The organism is Streptomyces sp. NPDC058052 (assembly GCF_042885515.1).
GTDB lineage: Bacteria > Actinomycetota > Actinomycetes > Streptomycetales > Streptomycetaceae > Streptomyces.
In genome coordinates this window covers 104,139-122,747 of the sequence record NZ_JBHVRX010000023.1, presented here as the reverse complement: position 1 = coordinate 122,747, position 18,609 = coordinate 104,139, and the positions used below count along the sequence as shown (strand labels likewise).

Below are 18,609 nucleotides of genomic sequence, written 5' to 3'. Positions count from 1 at the left end.
CGCCCTGAGGTTTGACCGTCCGTCAGGCACCGAAGGGATCACGGCCACGGCGGGCGCCCGAAGGGCTCCGCGCTCCCCCGGAGATCCGGGTGTCCGGCAGTCCGGGAGGCGACCCGCCCCCCGGCGCCGTCCGCCGCCCGCGGGGAATGGAGCGGCGATGTCCCCCAGCCCACCGGTACGGGACCGGGAACCCGGCAGGGCTCCCTTCCCGGCCGGACGGGCCGACCCACGCAGCACTCATGGAAGCCGTCCCGGGCCGCAGCGGCGAGAGCGCACGGCCGGGCGCACGGCCACACGGCCGGAGCACGGACCGGCCGGCGGGCCGCGCCGGTCGGTTGGTCACACAACAATCTCGCCATACGGAACTCCGCCCCTTAACGGTAGGGATGCGGCGAACTACGCTGTGTTTACGAATGCCGCCCGCCTATGCCCGGCGTCGCGGCGGCCGTCTGGATGTCGAGGGGTGGCGTCATGTCCAGGGAGCAACGCGGGCCGAACGAGAAGCTCGGCGCCGTTCTCGCCCTCGCGGGAATCAGCAACGCCGGCCTCGCCCGGCGCGTCAACGACCTCGGCGCACAGCGCGGTCTGACGCTTCGCTACGACAAGACCTCGGTGGCCCGCTGGGTCTCCAAGGGGATGGTGCCGCAGGGCGCCGCGCCGCACCTGATCGCCGCCGCGATCGGGCAGAAGCTGGGCCGGCCCGTGCCGCTGCACGAGATCGGGCTCGCGGACGCCGACCCGGCGCCCGAGGTGGGCCTCGCCTTCCCCCGGGACGTCGGCGAGGCGGTCCGCGCCGCCACCGACCTCTACCGGCTGGATCTCGCCGGCCGGCGGGCCGGCGGAGGCGGCATCTGGCAGTCGCTCGCCGGCTCCTTCTCCGTCAGCGCCTACGCGACCCCCGCCTCCCGGTGGCTGATCACCCCCGCCGACCCGTCGGTGGAACGGGAGGCCGGGCGGCCCGGCGGCGGACCCGGACCGGCCGGGACCGGGGAGCACACGCGCGTGGGGCACAGCGATGTGGCCAAGCTCCGCGAGGCCGCCGAGGACGCGCGCAAGTGGGACTCCAAGTACGGCGGCGGGGACTGGCGCTCCTCGATGGTGCCCGAGTGCTTGAGGGTGGACGCGGCGCCGCTGCTGCTCGGCTCGTACTCCGACGAGGTCGGCCGGGCGCTGTTCGGGGCGACCTCCGAGCTGACCCGGCTCGCCGGGTGGATGGCCTTCGACACCGGTCAGCAGGAGGCCGCCCAGCGGTACTACATCCAGGCCCTGCGGCTCGCGCGGGCCGCCGCCGACGTACCGCTCGGCGGCTACGTCCTCGCCTCGATGTCCCTCCAGGCCACCTACCGGGGCTTCGCCGACGAAGGGGTGGACCTGGCGCAGGCGGCGCTCGAACGGAACCGGGGGCTCGCCACCGCGCGCACCATGTCCTTCTTCCGGCTCGTCGAGGCCCGGGCGCACGCCAAGGCCGGCGACGGGCCCGCCGCCGCGGGGGCGCTGAAGTCCGCCGAGGGATGGCTGGAGCGGTCCCGGGAGGGCGACGCCGACCCGACGTGGCTCGGCTTCTACTCGTACGACCGGTTCTGCGCGGACGCCGCCGAGTGCTACCGCGACCTGCGGATGCCGCGCGAGGTCCGGCGCTTCACCGAGCAGGCGCTGTCCCGGCCGACGGAGGAGTTCGTCCGCTCGCACGGGCTGCGGCTCGTGGTGTCGGCCGTCGCCGAGCTGGAGTCCGGCAACCTCGACGCGGCCTGCGCCGCGGGCACGCGCGCGGTGGAGGTGGCCGGGCGGATCTCCTCCGCGCGGACCACGGAGTACGTACGGGACCTGCTCCACCGGCTCGAACCGTACGGCCACGAGCCGCGGGTCATGGAGCTGCGGGAGCGGGCCAGGCCGCTGCTGGTCGCCCCGGCGTGACGGGGCGCGCGGGAAGGTGTGACGGCACGTGACGGGGGCGCGCGCGAAAGCGTGACGCGCATCCCACGACGTGGGCGTTTAGCGGGAATGTCAGTGGGCCAGTGCACTATCAGGGGTGGGAGGTGGCGCTGGTGTTTGACTGTGACGTGCTGGTGATCGGCGGCGGGATCGTCGGTCTGTCGACGGCGTACGCGCTCCAGCGCGCCGCCCCCGGCACACGCGTCGCCGTCCTGGAGAAGGAGGACGGCCCCGCGCGCCACCAGACCGGGCGCAACAGCGGGGTCATCCACAGCGGCATCTACTACCGGCCCGGCTCCCTGAAGGCGCGGTTCGCCGTCGAGGGCGCGGCCGAGATGGTCAAGTTCTGCGCGGAGTGGGGCATTCCGCACCAGGTGACGGGCAAGCTCGTCGTCGCCACCGCGCGCGAGGAGCTCCCCCGGCTGCACGCGCTGGTCCAGCGCGGGCGGGAGAACGGCATCCCGGTGCGCGAGCTCGGCGCGGCCCAGATCACCGAGTACGAGCCGCGGGTGCGGGGCCTCGCCGCGATCCACGTCGGCACCACCGGCATCGTCGACTACAAGGCGGTCGCCCAGCGGCTCGCCGAGTCCTCCGGCGCGGAGATCCTCTACGGCGCGGAGGTCACCGCGATCGACCGGCGCCCCTGGGGCGTCGCCGTGCGGACCGCCGACCAGCGGATCGTGCGCGGCAAGGTGCTGGTGAACTGCGCGGGGCTGCACTGCGACCGGATCGCGCGGCTCGCCGGCGACGACCCGGGCATGCGGATCGTCCCCTTCCGGGGCGAGTACTACGAACTGGCCGACCCCTCCCTGGTGCGGGGCCTGGTCTACCCGGTGCCGGACCCCGCCTTCCCCTTCCTCGGGGTGCACCTCACCCGGGGCATCGACGGCGGCGTCCACATCGGGCCGAACGCGGTGCCGGCGCTGGCGCGCGAGGGGTACGACTGGGGCGTCGTCCGCCCCGGCGAGCTGACCGGCACGCTCGCGTGGCCCGGCTCCTGGACCATCGCGCGCCGCCACTGGCGGTACGGCGCGGGCGAACTGCGCCGCTCCCTGTCGAAGCGGGCCTTCACGGAGGCCGTGCGGAGGCTGCTGCCGGGCATCGACGAGTCGGCGCTGCGGCCCGCGGCGGCGGGGGTGCGGGCGCAGGCGGTGCTGCGGGACGGGACGCTGGTCGACGACTTCCTCATCCGTGAGGCGGCGCGGACGGTGCACGTGCTCAACGCGCCTTCGCCCGCCGCGACGGCGTCCCTCCCCATCGGCCGGGAGATCGCCCGCCGAGCCCTCACCCTCCTCTGACCCCCACGGCGCGGGACGGAGGGCGCGGCTCGCGACGAGGCGGCGGGCGCGGCTCGCGACGAGGCGGCGGCGCAGCCGGGACCGGGGTGCGGGGGTCGTAAAATGGGGGGCATTGTGTCTGAGCTGCCTGAGAATCGCACCGAGTCCGTCGCCCGCCGCGGCAGTCGTATGTTCGCGCCCGGCGAGGGGCCGTCGCCCGACCCCGCGGGGTCGCACTTCGAGCGGCGGATCCGGAGTTTCCAGCCCCGCCGGAGCCGGGTGACGGCCGGGCAGGCCGAGGCGATGCTGAAGCGGTGGCCGGACTGGGGTCTGGACATCGACGGCAAGCGGGTGCTGGACCTGCGCGAGATGTTCGGGGGGCTGCCCGTCGTCCTGGAGATCGGCTTCGGGATGGGCGAGGCGACCGCGCAGATGGCCGCCGCCGACCCCGGCACCGGCATCCTCGCCGTCGACGTGCACACCCCCGGCCAGGGCAATCTCCTCGGGCTCGCCGACCGCAACGGCCTCTCCAACGTCCGGGTCGCCAACGGCGACGCGATCATCCTGCTGCGCGAGATGCTCGACCCGGCCGCCCTCGACGGCTGCCGCGTCTACTTCCCGGACCCGTGGCCGAAGAAGCGGCACCACAAGCGGCGTCTCATCCAGCCGGAGTTCCTGACGCTGCTCGCGACCCGGCTGAAGCCGGGCGGGGTCCTGCACTGCGCCACGGACTGGGAGGAATACGCGGAGCAGATGCTGGAGGTGCTCTCCGCGCACCCCGACTTCGAGAACACCGCGCCCGGCGGCGGCTACGCGCCCCGGCCCGACTTCCGGCCGCTCACACGGTTCGAGGGCCAGGGCCTGGACAAGGGCCACGTCGTGCACGATCTGCTCTTCCGCAGGAAGTAACCCACCGGGCGTCGGCCGAAGAGCAGCGGGCAGCGAGCAACTAGCAGCAGCCCGGGCACCGGGCGCCCGCGCCTGTGGACAAGTCCATCGCCCCTGTCGGTGGCGATCGCTAGGGTCGAGGCGTGTCGCACCCCCTGCCGTCGCCCTCGTCGCCCGAGCCGCCGACGCCCGAGCCGCTCTCGCCGCCCGGGCCGTCCGCGCCGGCCGCCGCGTCCCTGCCCTCCCAGGCGGGACCGCCGGCGGTCGAGACGCGGCCGTACGCCCCGGACTTCCCGGACTCGCCGGACTCACCGGACGCCCCGCACCTCCCGCACGCCGACGTGCCCGCGCGGGACGGGGACGAGCCCGCGTTCGCCGTGGCCGCCGACCGGAGCCAGTGGCGGTACCGGCCGCGGCGGGCGTTCTGGCGGAGCCGGATCGTGCGGGCCGTCGCCGTGATCACGCTGCTCGCGCTCTGCGCCCTGGTGATCCTGGCGCTGGTGCGGGAGCAGACCGGCACGGAGGGGTTCCTCGTCGGTCTGGGGCTCGCGATCCTCCCCGTGCCGCTGCTGATGGCGGCGTTCCGCTGGCTCGACCGGGTCGAGCCGGGGCCGTGGAAGAACCTGCTGTTCGCCTTCGCGTGGGGTGCGTTCGCCGCCGCCCTGGTCGCGATCCTCGCGAACTCGTTCGCCGTCCGCTGGATCGCCACCGCCACCGCCGACCCGGGGTCGGCCGACGACCTCGGCGCGACCGTGATCGCCCCCGTGGTGGAGGAGTCCGCGAAGGCCGCCGCGATCCTGCTGCTCTTCCTCTTCCGGCGGCGGGACTTCCGGAGCCTGGTCGACGGGGTGGTGATCGCCGGTTTCACCGCGACCGGCTTCGCGTTCACCGAGAACATCCTCTATCTGGGCAACGCCTTCGGCGAGGACCAGGACCTCGGCGACGGCGGCATCGGCGCCGTGACGGCCGGCACCTTCTTCGTCCGGGTCGTGATGTCGCCGTTCGCGCACCCGCTCTTCACGGTGCTCACCGGCATCGGCTTCGGTCTGGCCGCGCTCGCCCCGCGCGGGAAGCGGCTGCGCCGGGTGCTGCTGCCGCTCGCCGGGCTGCTGCTCGCGATGGGCGTGCACGCGCTGTGGAACGGCTCGGCGACCTTCGGCGGGCCCCTCGCCTTCTACGCCGTGTACGGGGTCTTCATGGTCCCGGCCTTCGGGCTGCTGACCTGGCTCGCCGTGTGGAGCCGGCAGAAGGAGCTGCGTACGATCGCCGGGGTGCTGCCGGCGTACGCGGCGGCCGGCTGGCTCTCGCCGGAGGAGCCGCTGGCGCTGTCCTCGATGCGGGCCCGCCGCACCGCGCGGGCGGTGGCGGCCCGGACGTACGGCAAGGCGGGGGCGCGGACGGTCGGCGAGTACGAGTCCTTCGCCACGACCCTGGCCTTCCTGCGCGAGCGGGCCCGCCGGGGCACGGTCCCGGTGCCGGACTTCGCCGCGCGGGAGCAGGAGCTGCTGCACCACCTGTGGGAGCGCCGGGCGACGGCCTCGCCCGCGCTGTCGTACGCGGCGCGGGCCACCGGCCGGGTGTGGGTGCCGCCGCAGTACCTCGACTACGGCGGCTACAACCCGTACAAGGGCTGACGCCCGGGCTCAGACCTCGGACGCGGCCGTCAGGCGGGCCAGTTCGCCGTCGGTCAGCGTGAGGCCGGCGACCGCGACCAGCGCGGGCACCTGCTCGACCGTACGGGCCGAGGCGATCGGCGCGGCGACGGTGGGGCGGGAGGCGAGCCAGGCGAGGGCGACGGTGGCGGGCTCGGCGCCGTGGGCCTCGGCGACCTCGTCGAGGGCGGCGAGGACGGCCTGGCCGCGCGCGGTCTCCGCGAGCGCGGAGGCGCTGTGCGCGCGGACGCTCTCGACGGTCCGGCCGGGCCGGTACTTGCCGGTGAGGAAGCCGGAGGCGAGACCGTAGTAGGGGACGGCGGCGAGGCCGGTGTCGGCGGCGGCGTCGAGGAGCGGGCCCTCGTACTTCTCCCGCGCGACGAGGTTGTACTCGGGCTGGAGCGCCACGTACCGGGCGAGTCCCTCGGCCTCGGCGAAGTCGAGGGAGGCCCGCAGCCGCTCCGGGGAGATGTTGGAGGCGGCGACGGCCCGGACCTTGCCGTCCCTCACGAGCTGGTCGAGGGCGGTGACGATCTCCTCCACGGGCACCGACTCGTCGTCGAAGTGCGTGTAGTAGAGGTCGATGTAGTCGGTGCCGAGGCGGCGCAGGGACTCCTCCGCGCCGGCCTTGATGGTGGGGGCGGCGAGGCCCTTGAGGGGGGAGTGGGCGCCGACCTTGGTGGCGACAACGATGTCGGAGCGGTTGCCCCGGGCGGCCAGCCAGCGGCCGATGATCGTCTCGGACTCGCCGCCCGTGTTGCCCTCGACCCACTGCGAATAGACGTCGGCGGTGTCCACGAAGTTGCCGCCGGCGGCCGCGTAGGCGTCGAGGACGGCGAACGACCGCTCCTCGTCGGCGCTCCAGCCGAAGACGTTGCCGCCGAGGGCGAGCGGGAAGACCTGCAGGTCGGAGGTGCCCAGCGGGCGCAGAGGTGACGTCATGCAGCGATCAACTCCGTGCACCGCCGGGCGTATTCCGATAGGGGAGCCTGAACCCCTACCGGAAGGCGGGCTCAGACCGAAAGGCCCTTGGACCGCAGCCACTCGGCGGGGTCGATGCCCGAGCCGTCCGGGGTGTGGACCTCCAGGTGGAGGTGGGGGCCCGTGACGTTGCCGGTGGCGCCGACGCGGCCGATGGTCTCGCCGGTGGTGACGGTCTGGCCGGCGGCGACGGTCATCGAGGAGAGGTGGCAGTACCAGACCTCGGTGCCGTCCTCCAGCTCCAGGACGATCCGGTAGCCGTACGAGCCGGACCAGCCGGCCGACTTGATCGTGCCGCCGTGCACCGCCTTGAGCGGGGTGCCGGTGGGCGCGGCGAAGTCGAGGCCCGTGTGGTAGCCGGAGGACCACATCGAACCGGACTGCATGTAGGTGGAGGTCAGCGTGTACGAGGAGAGCGGCATGGAGTAGCTGGCGGCCAGCTTGGCGAGCCGCTCGGCCTCCGCCTTCTCGGCGGCGATCCGCTCGGCCTCGGCCTTCTCCGCGGCGATCCGCTCCGCCTCCGCCTTGGCCTTCGCCTCGGCCTCGGCCTTCGCGACGGCGTCCGCCCTGGCCTGGGCGTCCGCGGCGGCCTTCTCGGCGGCGGCCTTCTCGGCGGCCAGCTTCTCGGCGTCGGCGGCGGCCTGCTGCTGCTGTTCGGCCTGCTGCAGGATGCGGGCGCGCAGGGCCTCGCCCGCGTCGGCGGCGGAGGCGGTGCGCTCCTCGGCGGGGGCGCCGGCGGTGGTGTCGGCCGGGGCGGTGTACGTGATGGAGGTGAGCGGCTTCGCGGCCGCGCCGCCCGCGGCGACCGGGGCGGAGTCCTCGGTCCGGGAGCTCTCCTCGTCGCCGCCGGGCAGCAGGGCGCCGACGCCGGGGAGGTCGTGGGCGTCCGGCAGGCCGAGGTCCGGGAGGTCCGGGAGGGAGATCGCGACGGGGGGCTTCTCCTGCGCGGTGGCGAGGCCGCCCGCGCCGACGGCGGCGATGACGCCGACGCCGAGGACGGTGGAGGAGCGGGCGAAGTTGGAGCGCTGCTTCACGACCCGGTGCCGGCCGCCGGCGCGGCTCTCGGCGCGCAGGGAGCCCTCGGTCGGGTTCCACTCCCCGGGCGCGGGGGTGAAGGAGGCGGTTTCGTACGCGTACGTGCCCGACGCCGCGCCTGCCGGGTCGTCCGCTCCGACGGCACCCGGGCCGCCGAAGGGGTCGAAGGGGGCTCCGGGTACGGGGGTGTTGGACGCCACGGAGGCGCGCTCCTTTCCTTCCTTCTCGCCTACCGGGTTAGCTGACGGGTTCGGAGCAGGAAGGTCTCCTACGGGCGTGTTCGCACGGGGGATGTGCGAGGGGCCCGATTCACCCCAAGGGATGGTTCCCCGGTTCCCTTTCGGGATTCGGCACGTGCGCACGGAGCCGTCTCTTGCGACGGCTGGGACGACCGCGCTGCGTTATCGAACGTTAATAGACACGGCGGTCCGATTCCAAGCCGTTCCTCTTGATCATTCATTGAATTGACAGGGATTCGCCCGAATTGACCCCCCTTCAGTGAGGACCGGCCGGATCCTGGAAAACTGATGGTGTGTCAATTGTTATCGCTGTGACACCTCACGACCACGGACCGTGACCGGGCGTCCTTCAGGACGCCGGCCCGGGCGGCACCACCGGCATCGTCCGCCTCCGCTCGGGGGCCCCGGCCGCCGGACGGCTCACCGCGAGCAGCGCCATGTCGTCGGTCGAACCGCCGCCGGTGTGCCGCCGCACGTCGTCCACGAGCGCGTCCAGCAGCTCCTCCGGGCCCGGGAAGACCGCCCCCGCGAGCCGGGCCGCCGGATCGTAGAAGACGCCGTACGCGTCCCGCGCCTCCGACAGGCCGTCCGTGTAGAAGAGCAGCGTCGCGCCCGGCACGTACGGCCGCTCGTCGGCCCGGTCCGGCCAGACCGACAGCTCCCCCATCCCGAGCGGCAGCGCGGCCTCGGCCGGCTCGATCGTCTCCAGCCGCCCGTCCCCGTGCAGCAGGAGCGGCGGCGGGTGCCCCCGGTTCACGACCCGTACGACCCCGCCCTCGCGCGGGATCTCGGCGAGCACCGCCGTCGTGAACCCCTCGAAGGCGTCCAGCCCCTCGCGCCGGGTGCCCTCGCGCGTGAGCGCCCGTTCGAGCCGCTGCGCCACCCCCTCCAGGGCCGCCTCCTGCTCTGCCGCCTCCCGGAAGGCGCCGATGACGACGGCCACCGCCTCCACCGCGTCCATCCCCTTGCCCCGCACGTCCCCGACCACGAGCCGCACCCCGTGCGGGGTGTCCTGCACCGCGAACAGGTCGCCGCCGATGAACGCGTCCGCCTGCGCCGCCTCGTACCGGGCCGCGCACTGGAGCCCCGCGATCCGCTCCGCCGGCATCGGCAGCACCGCCCGCTGCGCCGCCTCCGCGATCACCCGCGCCGACGCCAGCCGCTCCCCGCTGCGCCGCACCACCAGGTTGATCAGCATCGCCAGCGCGGAGACCGTCACCACGGTCAGGGTCTCGGTGAGCGAGGACGCGTCGGAGAGCGTGTCGTTGTACGCGTGCAGCCCGATCGAGGCCAGGATCGCCGCGAGCCCGGTCAGCAGCGTCGTGAGCCGGGAGAAGAACGGGGCGGCGACCAGCGGGGCGGCGGAGAAGAGCGGTGCCGCCGTGTACGAGGGCGGGGTGGAGACGTCGAAGACCACCCCGCCGGCGATGATCAGCGGCGGCAGCGCCCGCAGGAACCTCCGGGTGGCCCCGAAGGGGACGCCCGGAGGCGGCTCGCCGCCGTACGGCCCCCGGGGCGCGCCGGACCGGGCGGCACGGCGACCGGGCGCCTCGCCCCGCCGCCCACCGCCCGCCGCTCCCCGAGGGTGCGTCACCTGAGTACTCCTGACCGGTCGCCGGCCCGCCGCCGGGCCCGGCGCCGCGCACCCTCCCAGGGTCCCCGCGACGGCTCCCGGGTGCGACCGGCGGAGGGCCGACCGGCGTACCCCGGCGGGACGACCCGGCGGGGCGCGGTACGCCGGCCCCCGGGCGCCCTACCCGGCCCGCCGCTCCGTCCCGGCCTCCTCCCCGGTCCGCACGGCCTCCCCGGTCCGCACGGCCTCCTCCTCCGCCTTCGTCGCCTCCTCCGCCGTCCGCAGCCGGCCTCCCCGCCCCAGCAGCGCGACCGCCGCCGCGCAGGCCAGGCCGACGCCGCAGAGCGCGAGCCACGGCACGGCCGTCGACCCCGTCACGTCGAGCAGCACGCCCGTGCCGAGGTTCCCGAGCGTGATGCCGATCCCGCACACCGTGTTGTAGAGCCCGTAGTGGGTGGCCACCCAGCGCCCCCGGGAGAGCGCGACGACGGTGTCCATCTCGTACGGGTAGAGCACCGCGTTCGCCACCGCGAGGACCGCCGCGCACAGCAGCAGCGCCGGCGCGCCCCGGCCGAGCGCGGCCGGCAGCAGGAAGGCGCCGCCCATCAGCGCCAGGCCGAGGACGAGGCTCCGCTCGCGGGAGAGCCGGGCCGCGCACCAGGCGGTGATCCGCAGCTGTCCGGCGAGCGCGACGAGCGCGGAGACGACGAAGAGCGCGGTCGTCACGCCGCTGCCGCCCGCCGCGAGCGGCAGCGCCAGGTAGACCTGGAAGGAGAGGACGTACGAGCCGGTCATGGCGAGTGAGAAGAGCCAGAAGACGCGGTTGCCGAGGACGGTGCGGAACTGGCCCCGGGTCCCGCCCCCCTTCGGCTCCGGCCGCCCGCCGCCCGCCGAGACGGGCAGGTGCCGCAGCTGGACCAGGGTCAGGCCGAGGAAGAGCAGCGCCGCGACCACGCACGTCAGCCGGAACGACACCCCGGTGAGCGCCACCCCGACCAGCGGGCCGAGCAGGATCCCCGCCTGGTAGTAGGCGTTGAACAGGGCGAACGCCTCCACCCGGCGCTCCTCGCCCGCCTCCGCCGCCAGGCACGCGCGGACGGCCGGGTTGAAGAGCGCGCCCGCGAGGCCGGTGGCGAGGGAGGCGGCGAGGAGGACGGGCAGCGACTGGGCGAAGGCCAGGGCGCCGAAGCCGACGGACCGCAGCGCGCAGCCCGCCACGATGAGCGGCTTGAAGCCGAGCCGGTCGGCGAGCGCCCCGCCGACGAGGAACATGCCCTGCTGGGAGAGGTTCCGCGCGCCGAGGACGAGCCCGACCGACCAGGCCGCCATCCCGAGCCCGTCGGCCAGGTGGGCGGCCAGGTAGGGCATCAGCATGTAGAAGCCGAGGTTGATGGTGAGCTGGTTGAGGAAGAGCAGCCGGACGGCCGGTTCGAAGGTGCGGCTCCGCCTCCGGAGCCCGCCGCGGCCGGGGGCGGCGGTGGCCGTGTCCGTACCGCTCATCGGGTCGCCCCCGCCGTGCGGTCCAGGACCCGCCGGGTCCACTCCTCGATCCCCCGCGGTCCCGTGTACGCGGCGGGCTCGTCGCGCACGGGTCCGTCGAGGAGGCCGTGGGCGGCGCAGTACGCGTCGTTGAAGACGGTGTCGAAGTAGCGCTGGGGGCCGTCGGGGAAGACGGCCGCGATCCGGGTGCCACGCGGGCGCGTGCGGGCCAGCCAGCCGGCCACGAGGGCGACCGCGCCGACGCTCCAGCCGCCGGTGGCGTACTGGCGGGCGGCGAGCCGGCGGGCCGAGCGGACCGCCTCCGCCGGGGCCACCCAGTGGACCTCGTCGAAGGCCGCGTGGTCGACGTTGGCCGGGTGGATGGAGGAGCCGAGGCCGCGCATCAGCCGCTCCCCGGCGGGCAGGCCGAAGACGGTCGACCGGATGGAGTCGACGCCGACGAGCTCCAGGGCGGGACTGCCGCCGGCCCGCAGCGCGCGGGCGATGCCGGCGGAGTGGCCGCCGGTGCCGACCGCGCAGACGAGCACGTCGATCCGGTCGAGCTGCCCGGACAGTTCGGCGGCGAGCCCGGTGTAGGCGGCGGGGTTGTCGGGGTTCCCGTACTGGTCGGGCCACCAGGCGCCGTCGAGGCGGGCGAGCAGTTCGGCGACCCGGTCCTTGCGGGCCTGCTGCCAGCCGCCGTCCGGGTGGGGTTCGGTGACGACGTGCACGGTGGCGCCGTGGGCGACGAGCATCCGCTCGACGATCGGCTCCAGACCGGGGTCGGTGACGACGTGCACGGGGTGGCCGTGGAGCACGCCGGCGAGGGCGAGTCCGAGGCCGAGGGTGCCGGAGGTCGACTCGACGATCGGCGCGCCGGGCCGCAGGTCGCCGCGGCGGCGGGCCTCCTCGACCATGTGGAGCGCCGGACGGTCCTTGATGCCGCCGGCGTTGAAGCCTTCGAGCTTGGCCCAGTAGCCGTCGTCGGTCCACAGCACGGGGGTGTTGCCGACGGTGGGATGCGGGCGCGCGGGCGCGTACGGGGGCAGGGGGGTGTGCATGGGTGTGGCTACGTCCTCGGAGTGGGTGGTGCGCCGGAAGGGGGGCCTGGCTGTCGCGGGGCGACAGGGGGGCCTCAGTTCCGGTCCACTCCGAGGGCGACGAGGAGCCGGCCGGGCTCGGGGCAGGGCCCCGCCCGGGTGCGGACGTGCCGCAGGTCCGCCGCCGGCGGCAGCGGGGTGACGTGTCCGGCGGTGACGGCCGCGCCGGGACCCGGCGGGTCGAGCTGCGGGACGGTGGCCGTCTGCGCGGAGGGCGGCAGCTCGGCCGCGTGGCCCTCGCCGCCCTGGCCGCAGCCGTGCGGGACGGGCCCGTGGACGGGGCCGGCCACGGCGACGGTCGCGCCGGTGGCCGCGTGCCCGGCCCCGGCGGCCTCCGCGGGGCCGGGGACGCCGTGGCAGAGCCCCGCGAAGAGCGCGACGAGCGCGAGGAGCAGCAGGAGGACGGGCGCCCGTCCTCCTGCTGCTCCTCGCCCGTCCGTCACGGCATGGTCACGCATGGCGTGCATGACGTTACGTTCCGCGTTCACGTCCGGGCAAAGGGACAGGCGCGGAGCGGCACGGTTTCGGCCAGGCTTTACTTCGGGCGGTCAGGGACACCGGGCCAAGTGACTCCGGCGGCCCCGGGCCCCGCCCGGATCAGAGGTTGCGCTCGGCCCAGACGGTCAGGGCGTCGCGCACCAGGACCGCGGTGCCCTCGCCGTGCTTGTCGTAGTTCCTGGTGAACCGCGGGTCGTCCACGTACATCTGCCCGAGCCCGATCAGGTAATCCTTCGTCGGGCGCGTGGTCACGGAGAGCCAGTCGTACTGCCGGCGGGCCAGCGCCTGCGCCTCGTCGCTGTCCGGCGCGAGCCCCGCCGCGGCCGCCGCGCCGAAGTCGCGGGCGATGCCGGCCTGCGTCTCCATGAACTCCTTCTTCTCGGCCTCGCCGAGCGAACGCCACCAGCGGTCGCCCTGTTCGTACGCGTCGCGGCCCCACCGTTCGGTGACCTCCGCCTCGTACGCCGTGTGGTCGAAGCCGTCGAAGACTTCCTCGGCCATGAGCTGTTCTCCTCTCTCGGTCTTGTGGAGAGTGGTCCGTACGGCCTCGATCTGCCGCCCGATGCGCTCGCGCTCCTGCTGGAGGAGGGCCAGATGCGTGCGCAGGGCGGCCGAGGTGTCCCGCTGGCCTTCGAGGACCTCGGCGATCGCGGGCAGCGAGAGCCCGAGCTCGCGCAACAGCAGGATCCGCTGCAGCCGCACGAGTGCCGCCTGGTCGTAGTACCGGTAACCGTTCGCGCCGATCCGGCTCGGCTCCAGCAGCCCCAGCTCGCCGTAGTGGCGGAGCGTGCGGCTGGTGGTGCCGGCCTTCCTGGCGATCTCCTGGATCGACCACTCCATGACCGGAACGGTAGAACTTGACGTTGCGTAAAGGTCAACCCGGAACGCGACGGCGCGGCGGGACCCGAGAACGCCGAAGGCCCGGATCGTCTGGGACGATCCGGGCCTTCGGGCTACTGAGTAGCGGGGACAGGATTTGAACCTGCGACCTCTGGGTTATGAGCCCAGCGAGCTACCGAGCTGCTCCACCCCGCGTCGGTGAATATGACCTTACGGCATGGGCGGCGGAAACCGAAATCGGATTCCTCAGCAGCCGCAGTCCTCGGCGTCGACGGGCGCCGTCAGCGGGTCGGCGGCCCGCTCCGCGGGGCCCTCCCACGTCTCGTACGGGAAGCCCTCGCGGGCCCAGTACTCGAAGCCGCCGAGCATCTCCTTCACCTGGAAGCCCAGCTCGGCGAGGGCGAGCGCCGCGCGGGTGGCGCCGTTGCAGCCGGGGCCCCAGCAGTAGGTGACGACCGGGACGGCCTTGTCGAGGAGCCGCTCCGCCTGCTCGGGGACGAGCGCGGTGGGGAGGTGGACGGCGCCGGGGATGTGGCCCTGGTCCCAGGAGGCGGTCGAGCGGGAGTCGATCACCACGAAGCCGGGGTCGGTGCCGTCGGCGCGGGCGGTGGCCAGGGCGGCGGCCACGTCGGAGACGTCCGCGTGGAAGGCGAGGCTGGCGGAGAAGTAGGCGGCCGCGGCGGCGGGGGAGGCCGGCGGGGTGCGCAGTACGGGGTTGACCTGGGTGCCTGTCGTCGTCATGGTGATCAATCTACGGACGAAGATCATCGCGCTGAAGTGATGTTCCACGGCGGTCGAGGGCCTCGGCCGGGGAAACCCGGGCGCTGACCTCAGGGCGGCGTGGATCTCACGGGGCGAGACCGGCGGCGTGGGGCACGGGCACGGGCGGGCCGCCCGTGCGGACAGGAGCACCGCACCCGTACGGACGCGGGCACCGCGCTCGCGGAGGCACGGGGCACGCGGAGGCACGGGGCACGCCCGTACGGACGCGGGCACGCGCGCGTGCGGATGCCGTTCCGCTGTCACATCCAGGGAATCCGATCCGTCATGGAGGCATGACGGGACGCGAAGGGGGAGATCGACGGATGGACGAGAGCACGGCGGAGACGGCCGGCGGTGGGGACGCGGACGCGCTGGCGCGCCGCTTCGACGCCGACCGCGGGCACCTGAGGGCCGTCGCCTACCGCATGCTCGGCTCGCTCAGCGAGGCCGAGGACGCGGTCCAGGAGACCTGGTTCAAGCTCAGCCGCACCGACGTGAGCGGGGTCGCCAACCTCACCGGCTGGCTCACCACGGTCATCGGCCGGGTCTGCCTGGACATGCTGCGCTCGCGCGGATCCCGCCGCGAGGACCCGCTCGAACACTTCGTCCCCGACCCGGTCGTGCACGTCCCCGGCGCCGGAGACCCGGAGCACGCGGCCGAACTGTCGGAGTCCGTCGGGCTCGCGCTCCTCATCGTCCTGGAGACCCTGGCCCCGGCCGAGCGGCTCGCGTTCGTGCTGCACGACATGTTCGCCGTCTCCTTCGACGAGATCGCGCGGATCGTGGACCGCACGCCCGCGGCGACCCGCCAGATGGCCAGCCGGGCCCGCCGCCGCGTCCAGGACACCGCCCCGGCGCCCGGCCCCGACGCGCGCCGCCAGCGGGAGATCGCCGACGCCTTCCTCGCCGCCTCGCAGGGCGGCGACTTCGAGGGGCTGCTCGCCGTCCTCGACCCGGACGCGGTGCTGCGCGCCGACGGCGGCACGCTCCTCGCCGGCGTCTCCCAGGTGGTGCGCGGCGCCGAGGAGATCACCCGTCAGGCCCTCCTCTACGCAAGCTTCCGCAACGGTTCGCTGCCGCTCGTCGTCAACGGGCAGCCGGCCGTCCTGTCGGTCGTCGACGGCAGGCCGGGCTCGCTCATGGCCTTCACCGTCGTCGGCGACCGCATCGTCCAGCTCCACGTCCTCGCCGACCCGGAGCGCATCGCCGCCCTGCGCATCCCCGAGGAGGCCCTGGCCCGCGCCGTGTACCCGGAGTGACCGGCCAGGGGGTCCCGGTGGCGCACCGTCAGGAGGATCGGCGGCGCGCCCGCACGAGGGAGGCCCCGGCGAGGGCGGCGGCGCCGCTGGCCAGGCCCAGGACGGCGCCCGCGGCCACGTCGCCGGGGTAGTGGACCCCGGTGTGGACGCGGGAGTAGCCGACCGCGGAGGCGAGCAGCCCCAGCGGCACGGCCGCGGGGGGCAGGGCGACGCCGGCGGCGGTGGCGAAGGCGACCGCCGAGGCGGTGTGCCCGGACGGGAACGACGCCGACTCCGGCATCGGGACGTGCCGGCCGACCACCACGCGGGCCGCCTCCCGGTCCGGCCGCGCCCGGCGGACCAGCCGCTTGCCGAAGAGGTTGGCCGTGGCCGAGGCGATCGCGATCGCGCCGAGGCCCGCGGCCGCCGCCCGGCGCGGACGGCCCGGGACGAGGGCGAGCCCGGCGGCGACGGCGAAGGAGATCTTGGAGTGGTCGGCGGCGTTCGACAGCCGGCGCAGGCCCACGTCGAGCGCGGGCGTCGGCGTGGCCGCCACCGCCGCGTACAGCGCCCCGTCCACGGCCCGCAGGTCGTGCAGGACGGCGCGGGCGGTGAAGACCGCGGCCCGCGGCCGGTCCCGCAGCCGCACCCGCGTCCCGGCCCCGTCGCCGGGCCCGGGCCCCGGGCCGGCCTCGTAGGTGTTCTCGTCGCTCATGCGCCGCTCCTGTAGGGGTCCTCGGACGGTTCCGGACGGTGCGAAGGGCCGGACCCGTGATGGTCGGGGAAGGCGAGCCGGATGATCCGCCGCCACTCCAACGGCGGGGGCGGCGGAACCACTCCCGGCCGGGCCCGCGGCACCAGCACCCGCAGGGCGCGCGGCCGCAGTTCGCAGACGACCGGCGTCGGCAGGACGAGCGCCTCCCCGTCCACCGCCACCGGCACCGTCCCCTCCCCCTTCGGCACGCCGGCGGTGGTGACCTCTCCGTGGACTTCGACGCGGAGCGCGGTCAGGACGTTGAGCGCGGCGGACTGGGTTCCCCGTACGACCAGGTCGGCGGCGTGCGCCGCGCCGTCCACCCGGACGCCGATCACGCCGAGCCGGCCGCTGTCCAGGCGGGTGCGGTGCCCGGTGGCCGCGCTGAACGGATCGGGCGTGGCGTACGGGTTGTTGCTGACCAGGATCGCCTGCTGGCCGGGGAGCCGGGTGGCGTCGGCGGTCGCGTCGAGCCGGTCGCCCTGACCGCCCTGGAGCAGGTCGGGCAGGGCGTCGAGCGCGGTCTCCGCCTTGGCGTCGCGGTACTCCGGCCGCTGCACCACGTCCGCGTACACCCCGAACGAGACCGTGTTGACGAAGGGCCGTCCGGCGACGGTGCCGAGGTCGACGCGGAGTTCCTCGCCGTCGGTGAGCGCGTCGAGGCAGGCCGCCGGATCGTTCCGGTCCAGGCCGAGGTCCATGGCGAAGTGGTTGCGGGTCCCGGCCGACACCACCAGGAACGGCAGGTCGTGCTCGGCGGCCACCGCGGCCACCAGGGCCTGGGTGCCGTCGCCGCCCGCGACGCCGAGGAGGTCGGCGCCCTCCGCGACGGCCTTCCGGGCGAGCGCGTCGACGTCGGCGGGCGCGGACGGATCCAGCAGCACGACCCGCGCGCCCAGCCGCTCCGCCTTCCCCACCAGACCGAACCGGTCCACCTTCCCGCCGCCGGACTTCGGGTTCATGATCAGCACCGCCTGCCGGGGCCGCGCGGCCGGACCGGCCGGCGCCGGCGCGTCCACCGCCTCCCCCGGCCGGCGCAGCGCCTCCCGCGCACAGCCCAGCGCGACCGCCCACAGCGCGAGCGCCGTGAGCGCGAACAGCCACAGCCCGCCGACGACGTACAGCACGAGGACGCCGACCGGCGCCCCCACCACGAGCACCGCGCCGAGCACCCGTACGGCCCCCCGGTGCGCGACGACCCACCACAGCCCCACGGCTCCGCCCGCGAGCCCCACGAGCCCGCTGACCAGCACCGGCAGCCCGCCGCTGTTCACCGCCAGCAGCAGGACGAACACCGCCCCCGCCGCGGCGGCCAGGGCCCACCGCGCGAGGTCCCGCGTGGTGCTCGCCACGTCGCCCTCGTCCCACCACCGCACAGCCCCGTTCAACCGACCCCACCTCCGCCTTCCAGACTCCCCCAGGCTCTCGCGGAACACCCCGCGGACGCCGCCGTTCGACGGAACGACGAAACGCGCCTGCCCCGGGGTTCCGCACGGGACACTCCGGGATGCGCGCGGGCACCGGGAACGAGAAGATGCCCGCCCTCTCGTGAAGGGCGGGCATCGACACGCGCACGGGATCAGGCGACGCCGCCGCCCTTGGTGGAACAGAAGACGTCCGCGCCGTTCTTCCGCAGACACACGGTGAGCGTGAGGCGCTGGCCCTCCGGAATGTCGATGGATTCCGACTTGCAGTTCCCGTAACCGCCGACGGTGACCGTCTTCCAGAGCGGGCCGTCCCAGCGACGCAGATAGGCCACCGCGGAAAGTCCGTCCTCCTGCGCGTCGCAGACCTGCGTCAGGTCGCCGTTGGCCACGAACGAGCCCAGGCCACCCGGGGTGCTGTCCGTGGTGTAGACGTTGATGATGTTGGTCCCGGCCATGGCGGTTCCGCTCGACAGCGTGACAAGAGCCGCCGCCATCGCACCGACCACGGCGAAATTGCGCTTCTTCATGATGCCCCCGCAAGAAAAAGACGCGGAATGTCCGCGCCGCGCCCGACCCTAGGCAGCGGCACGTGCCCCTGGCAAGCAATTTACTGACAGGGCAGTCGAGTTGAAGCCATTCTGGCCGAATGCGATAGCCCGGGTATCCGCGGAAATGCACAAGGGATTCCTCCGGACGTCCGGCCTTCTCGACCGCGCGCACGTCGTCGCCCCGCGGCCGCGCGGTGGCGACCGGCACCCGCTCCCCGGACGACGAAGCGCCCCGGCCCGGGGGTCCGGGCGGGGCGCTTCGGTGTCGGTAGGCCGTGTGGGACTCGAACCCACAACCAATGGATTAAAAGTCCACTGCTCTGCCAATTGAGCTAACGGCCCGTGTGCGAGCACTCCGTGCAGCATAGCCCGCCGGGCCCGGGGAA

Annotated in this window: 16 protein-coding genes, 2 tRNA genes and 1 riboswitch; of the genes, 5 read left to right on the top strand and 13 right to left on the bottom strand. The window is 74.7% G+C overall.

Annotation, left to right across the window (positions count from 1 at the left end; translation table 11 throughout):
• Nucleotides 1-471 precede the first annotated feature (471 nt).
• The 4 genes from ACFVU3_RS27865 to ACFVU3_RS27850 all read left to right on the top strand — a co-directional run bounded on the left by ACFVU3_RS27865 (nt 472) and on the right by ACFVU3_RS27850 (nt 5,731).
• Nucleotides 472-1,914, top strand: coding sequence for an MFS transporter (locus tag ACFVU3_RS27865; RefSeq protein ID WP_390070383.1), 1,443 nt, complete (start codon nt 472-474; stop codon nt 1,912-1,914).
• Between the two features lie 131 nt (nt 1,915-2,045).
• A complete protein-coding gene (gene lhgO / locus ACFVU3_RS27860; RefSeq protein ID WP_390070381.1) occupies nt 2,046-3,230 on the top strand; it encodes an L-2-hydroxyglutarate oxidase in 1,185 nt (394 codons plus the stop codon).
• A gap of 168 nt (nt 3,231-3,398) precedes the next feature.
• The gene (gene trmB, locus ACFVU3_RS27855) at nt 3,399-4,118 is read left to right on the top strand and encodes a tRNA (guanosine(46)-N7)-methyltransferase TrmB (protein ID WP_390070410.1); all 720 of its coding nucleotides are present in this window, start codon (nt 3,399-3,401) and stop codon (nt 4,116-4,118) included.
• Between the two features lie 320 nt (nt 4,119-4,438).
• Nucleotides 4,439-5,731, top strand: a complete 1,293-nt coding sequence (locus tag ACFVU3_RS27850; RefSeq protein ID WP_390070408.1) for a PrsW family intramembrane metalloprotease — start codon at nt 4,439-4,441, stop codon at nt 5,729-5,731.
• Nucleotides 5,732-5,740: 9 nt separating this feature from the next.
• Here the strand turns inward: ACFVU3_RS27850 and ACFVU3_RS27845 are convergent, their stop codons facing one another.
• The 9 genes from ACFVU3_RS27845 to ACFVU3_RS27805 form a co-directional block, all read right to left on the bottom strand.
• Nucleotides 5,741-6,691: an aldo/keto reductase gene (locus ACFVU3_RS27845; RefSeq protein ID WP_390070379.1), complete on the bottom strand. Its 951-nt coding sequence runs from the start codon at nt 6,689-6,691 to the stop codon at nt 5,741-5,743.
• 71 nt (nt 6,692-6,762) lie between these two features.
• Nucleotides 6,763-7,965 carry a M23 family metallopeptidase gene (locus ACFVU3_RS27840; RefSeq protein WP_390070377.1) on the bottom strand — a complete coding sequence of 401 codons (1,203 nt, stop codon included), beginning with the start codon at nt 7,963-7,965 and terminating at the stop codon, nt 6,763-6,765.
• An 11-nt stretch (nt 7,966-7,976) separates the two neighbouring features.
• Nucleotides 7,977-8,128, bottom strand: a riboswitch (cyclic di-AMP (ydaO/yuaA leader).
• 225 nt (nt 8,129-8,353) lie between these two features.
• Nucleotides 8,354-9,598, bottom strand: a complete 1,245-nt coding sequence (locus ACFVU3_RS27835) for a PP2C family protein-serine/threonine phosphatase (RefSeq protein ID WP_390070375.1) — start codon at nt 9,596-9,598, stop codon at nt 8,354-8,356.
• A gap of 159 nt (nt 9,599-9,757) precedes the next feature.
• On the bottom strand, nt 9,758-11,077 hold the full coding sequence (locus ACFVU3_RS27830; RefSeq protein WP_390070374.1) for an MFS transporter: 1,320 nt from the start codon (nt 11,075-11,077) through the stop codon (nt 9,758-9,760).
• On the bottom strand, nt 11,074-12,117 hold the full coding sequence (locus ACFVU3_RS27825) for a PLP-dependent cysteine synthase family protein (protein WP_390070373.1): 1,044 nt from the start codon (nt 12,115-12,117) through the stop codon (nt 11,074-11,076). The genes ACFVU3_RS27830 and ACFVU3_RS27825 overlap by 4 nt, the downstream gene beginning before the upstream one ends.
• A 74-nt stretch (nt 12,118-12,191) precedes the next feature.
• Nucleotides 12,192-12,614: a hypothetical protein gene (locus ACFVU3_RS27820; protein WP_390070372.1), complete on the bottom strand. Its 423-nt coding sequence runs from the start codon at nt 12,612-12,614 to the stop codon at nt 12,192-12,194.
• 139 nt (nt 12,615-12,753) lie between these two features.
• Nucleotides 12,754-13,494 carry a MerR family transcriptional regulator gene (locus ACFVU3_RS27815; RefSeq protein WP_390070371.1) on the bottom strand — a complete coding sequence of 247 codons (741 nt, stop codon included), beginning with the start codon at nt 13,492-13,494 and terminating at the stop codon, nt 12,754-12,756.
• Between the two features lie 121 nt (nt 13,495-13,615).
• Nucleotides 13,616-13,689: transfer RNA gene (locus ACFVU3_RS27810), tRNA-Met, on the bottom strand.
• A gap of 51 nt (nt 13,690-13,740) precedes the next feature.
• Nucleotides 13,741-14,235 (bottom strand): rhodanese-like domain-containing protein, encoded by a 495-nt coding sequence (locus ACFVU3_RS27805; protein ID WP_390070369.1) that lies wholly within the window; start codon nt 14,233-14,235, stop codon nt 13,741-13,743.
• Between the two features lie 344 nt (nt 14,236-14,579).
• On the opposite strand from ACFVU3_RS27805, the gene ACFVU3_RS27800 reads away from it, so the two are divergent.
• Complete coding sequence (locus ACFVU3_RS27800; protein ID WP_390070367.1) at nt 14,580-15,515, top strand: sigma-70 family RNA polymerase sigma factor; 936 nt, start codon at nt 14,580-14,582, stop codon at nt 15,513-15,515.
• A gap of 28 nt (nt 15,516-15,543) precedes the next feature.
• Here the strand turns inward: ACFVU3_RS27800 and ACFVU3_RS27795 are convergent, their stop codons facing one another.
• From ACFVU3_RS27795 to ACFVU3_RS27780, 4 genes are all read right to left on the bottom strand, one after another.
• Nucleotides 15,544-16,209: a phosphatase PAP2 family protein gene (locus tag ACFVU3_RS27795; RefSeq protein ID WP_390070365.1), complete on the bottom strand. Its 666-nt coding sequence runs from the start codon at nt 16,207-16,209 to the stop codon at nt 15,544-15,546.
• Nucleotides 16,206-17,636 (bottom strand): diacylglycerol/lipid kinase family protein, encoded by a 1,431-nt coding sequence (locus tag ACFVU3_RS27790; protein WP_390070363.1) that lies wholly within the window; start codon nt 17,634-17,636, stop codon nt 16,206-16,208. The genes ACFVU3_RS27795 and ACFVU3_RS27790 overlap by 4 nt, the downstream gene beginning before the upstream one ends.
• A gap of 191 nt (nt 17,637-17,827) precedes the next feature.
• On the bottom strand, nt 17,828-18,202 hold the full coding sequence (locus ACFVU3_RS27785; protein ID WP_390070361.1) for a hypothetical protein: 375 nt from the start codon (nt 18,200-18,202) through the stop codon (nt 17,828-17,830).
• Nucleotides 18,203-18,492: 290 nt separating this feature from the next.
• Nucleotides 18,493-18,565 (bottom strand) — tRNA-Lys (locus ACFVU3_RS27780).
• Nucleotides 18,566-18,609 lie beyond the last annotated feature (44 nt).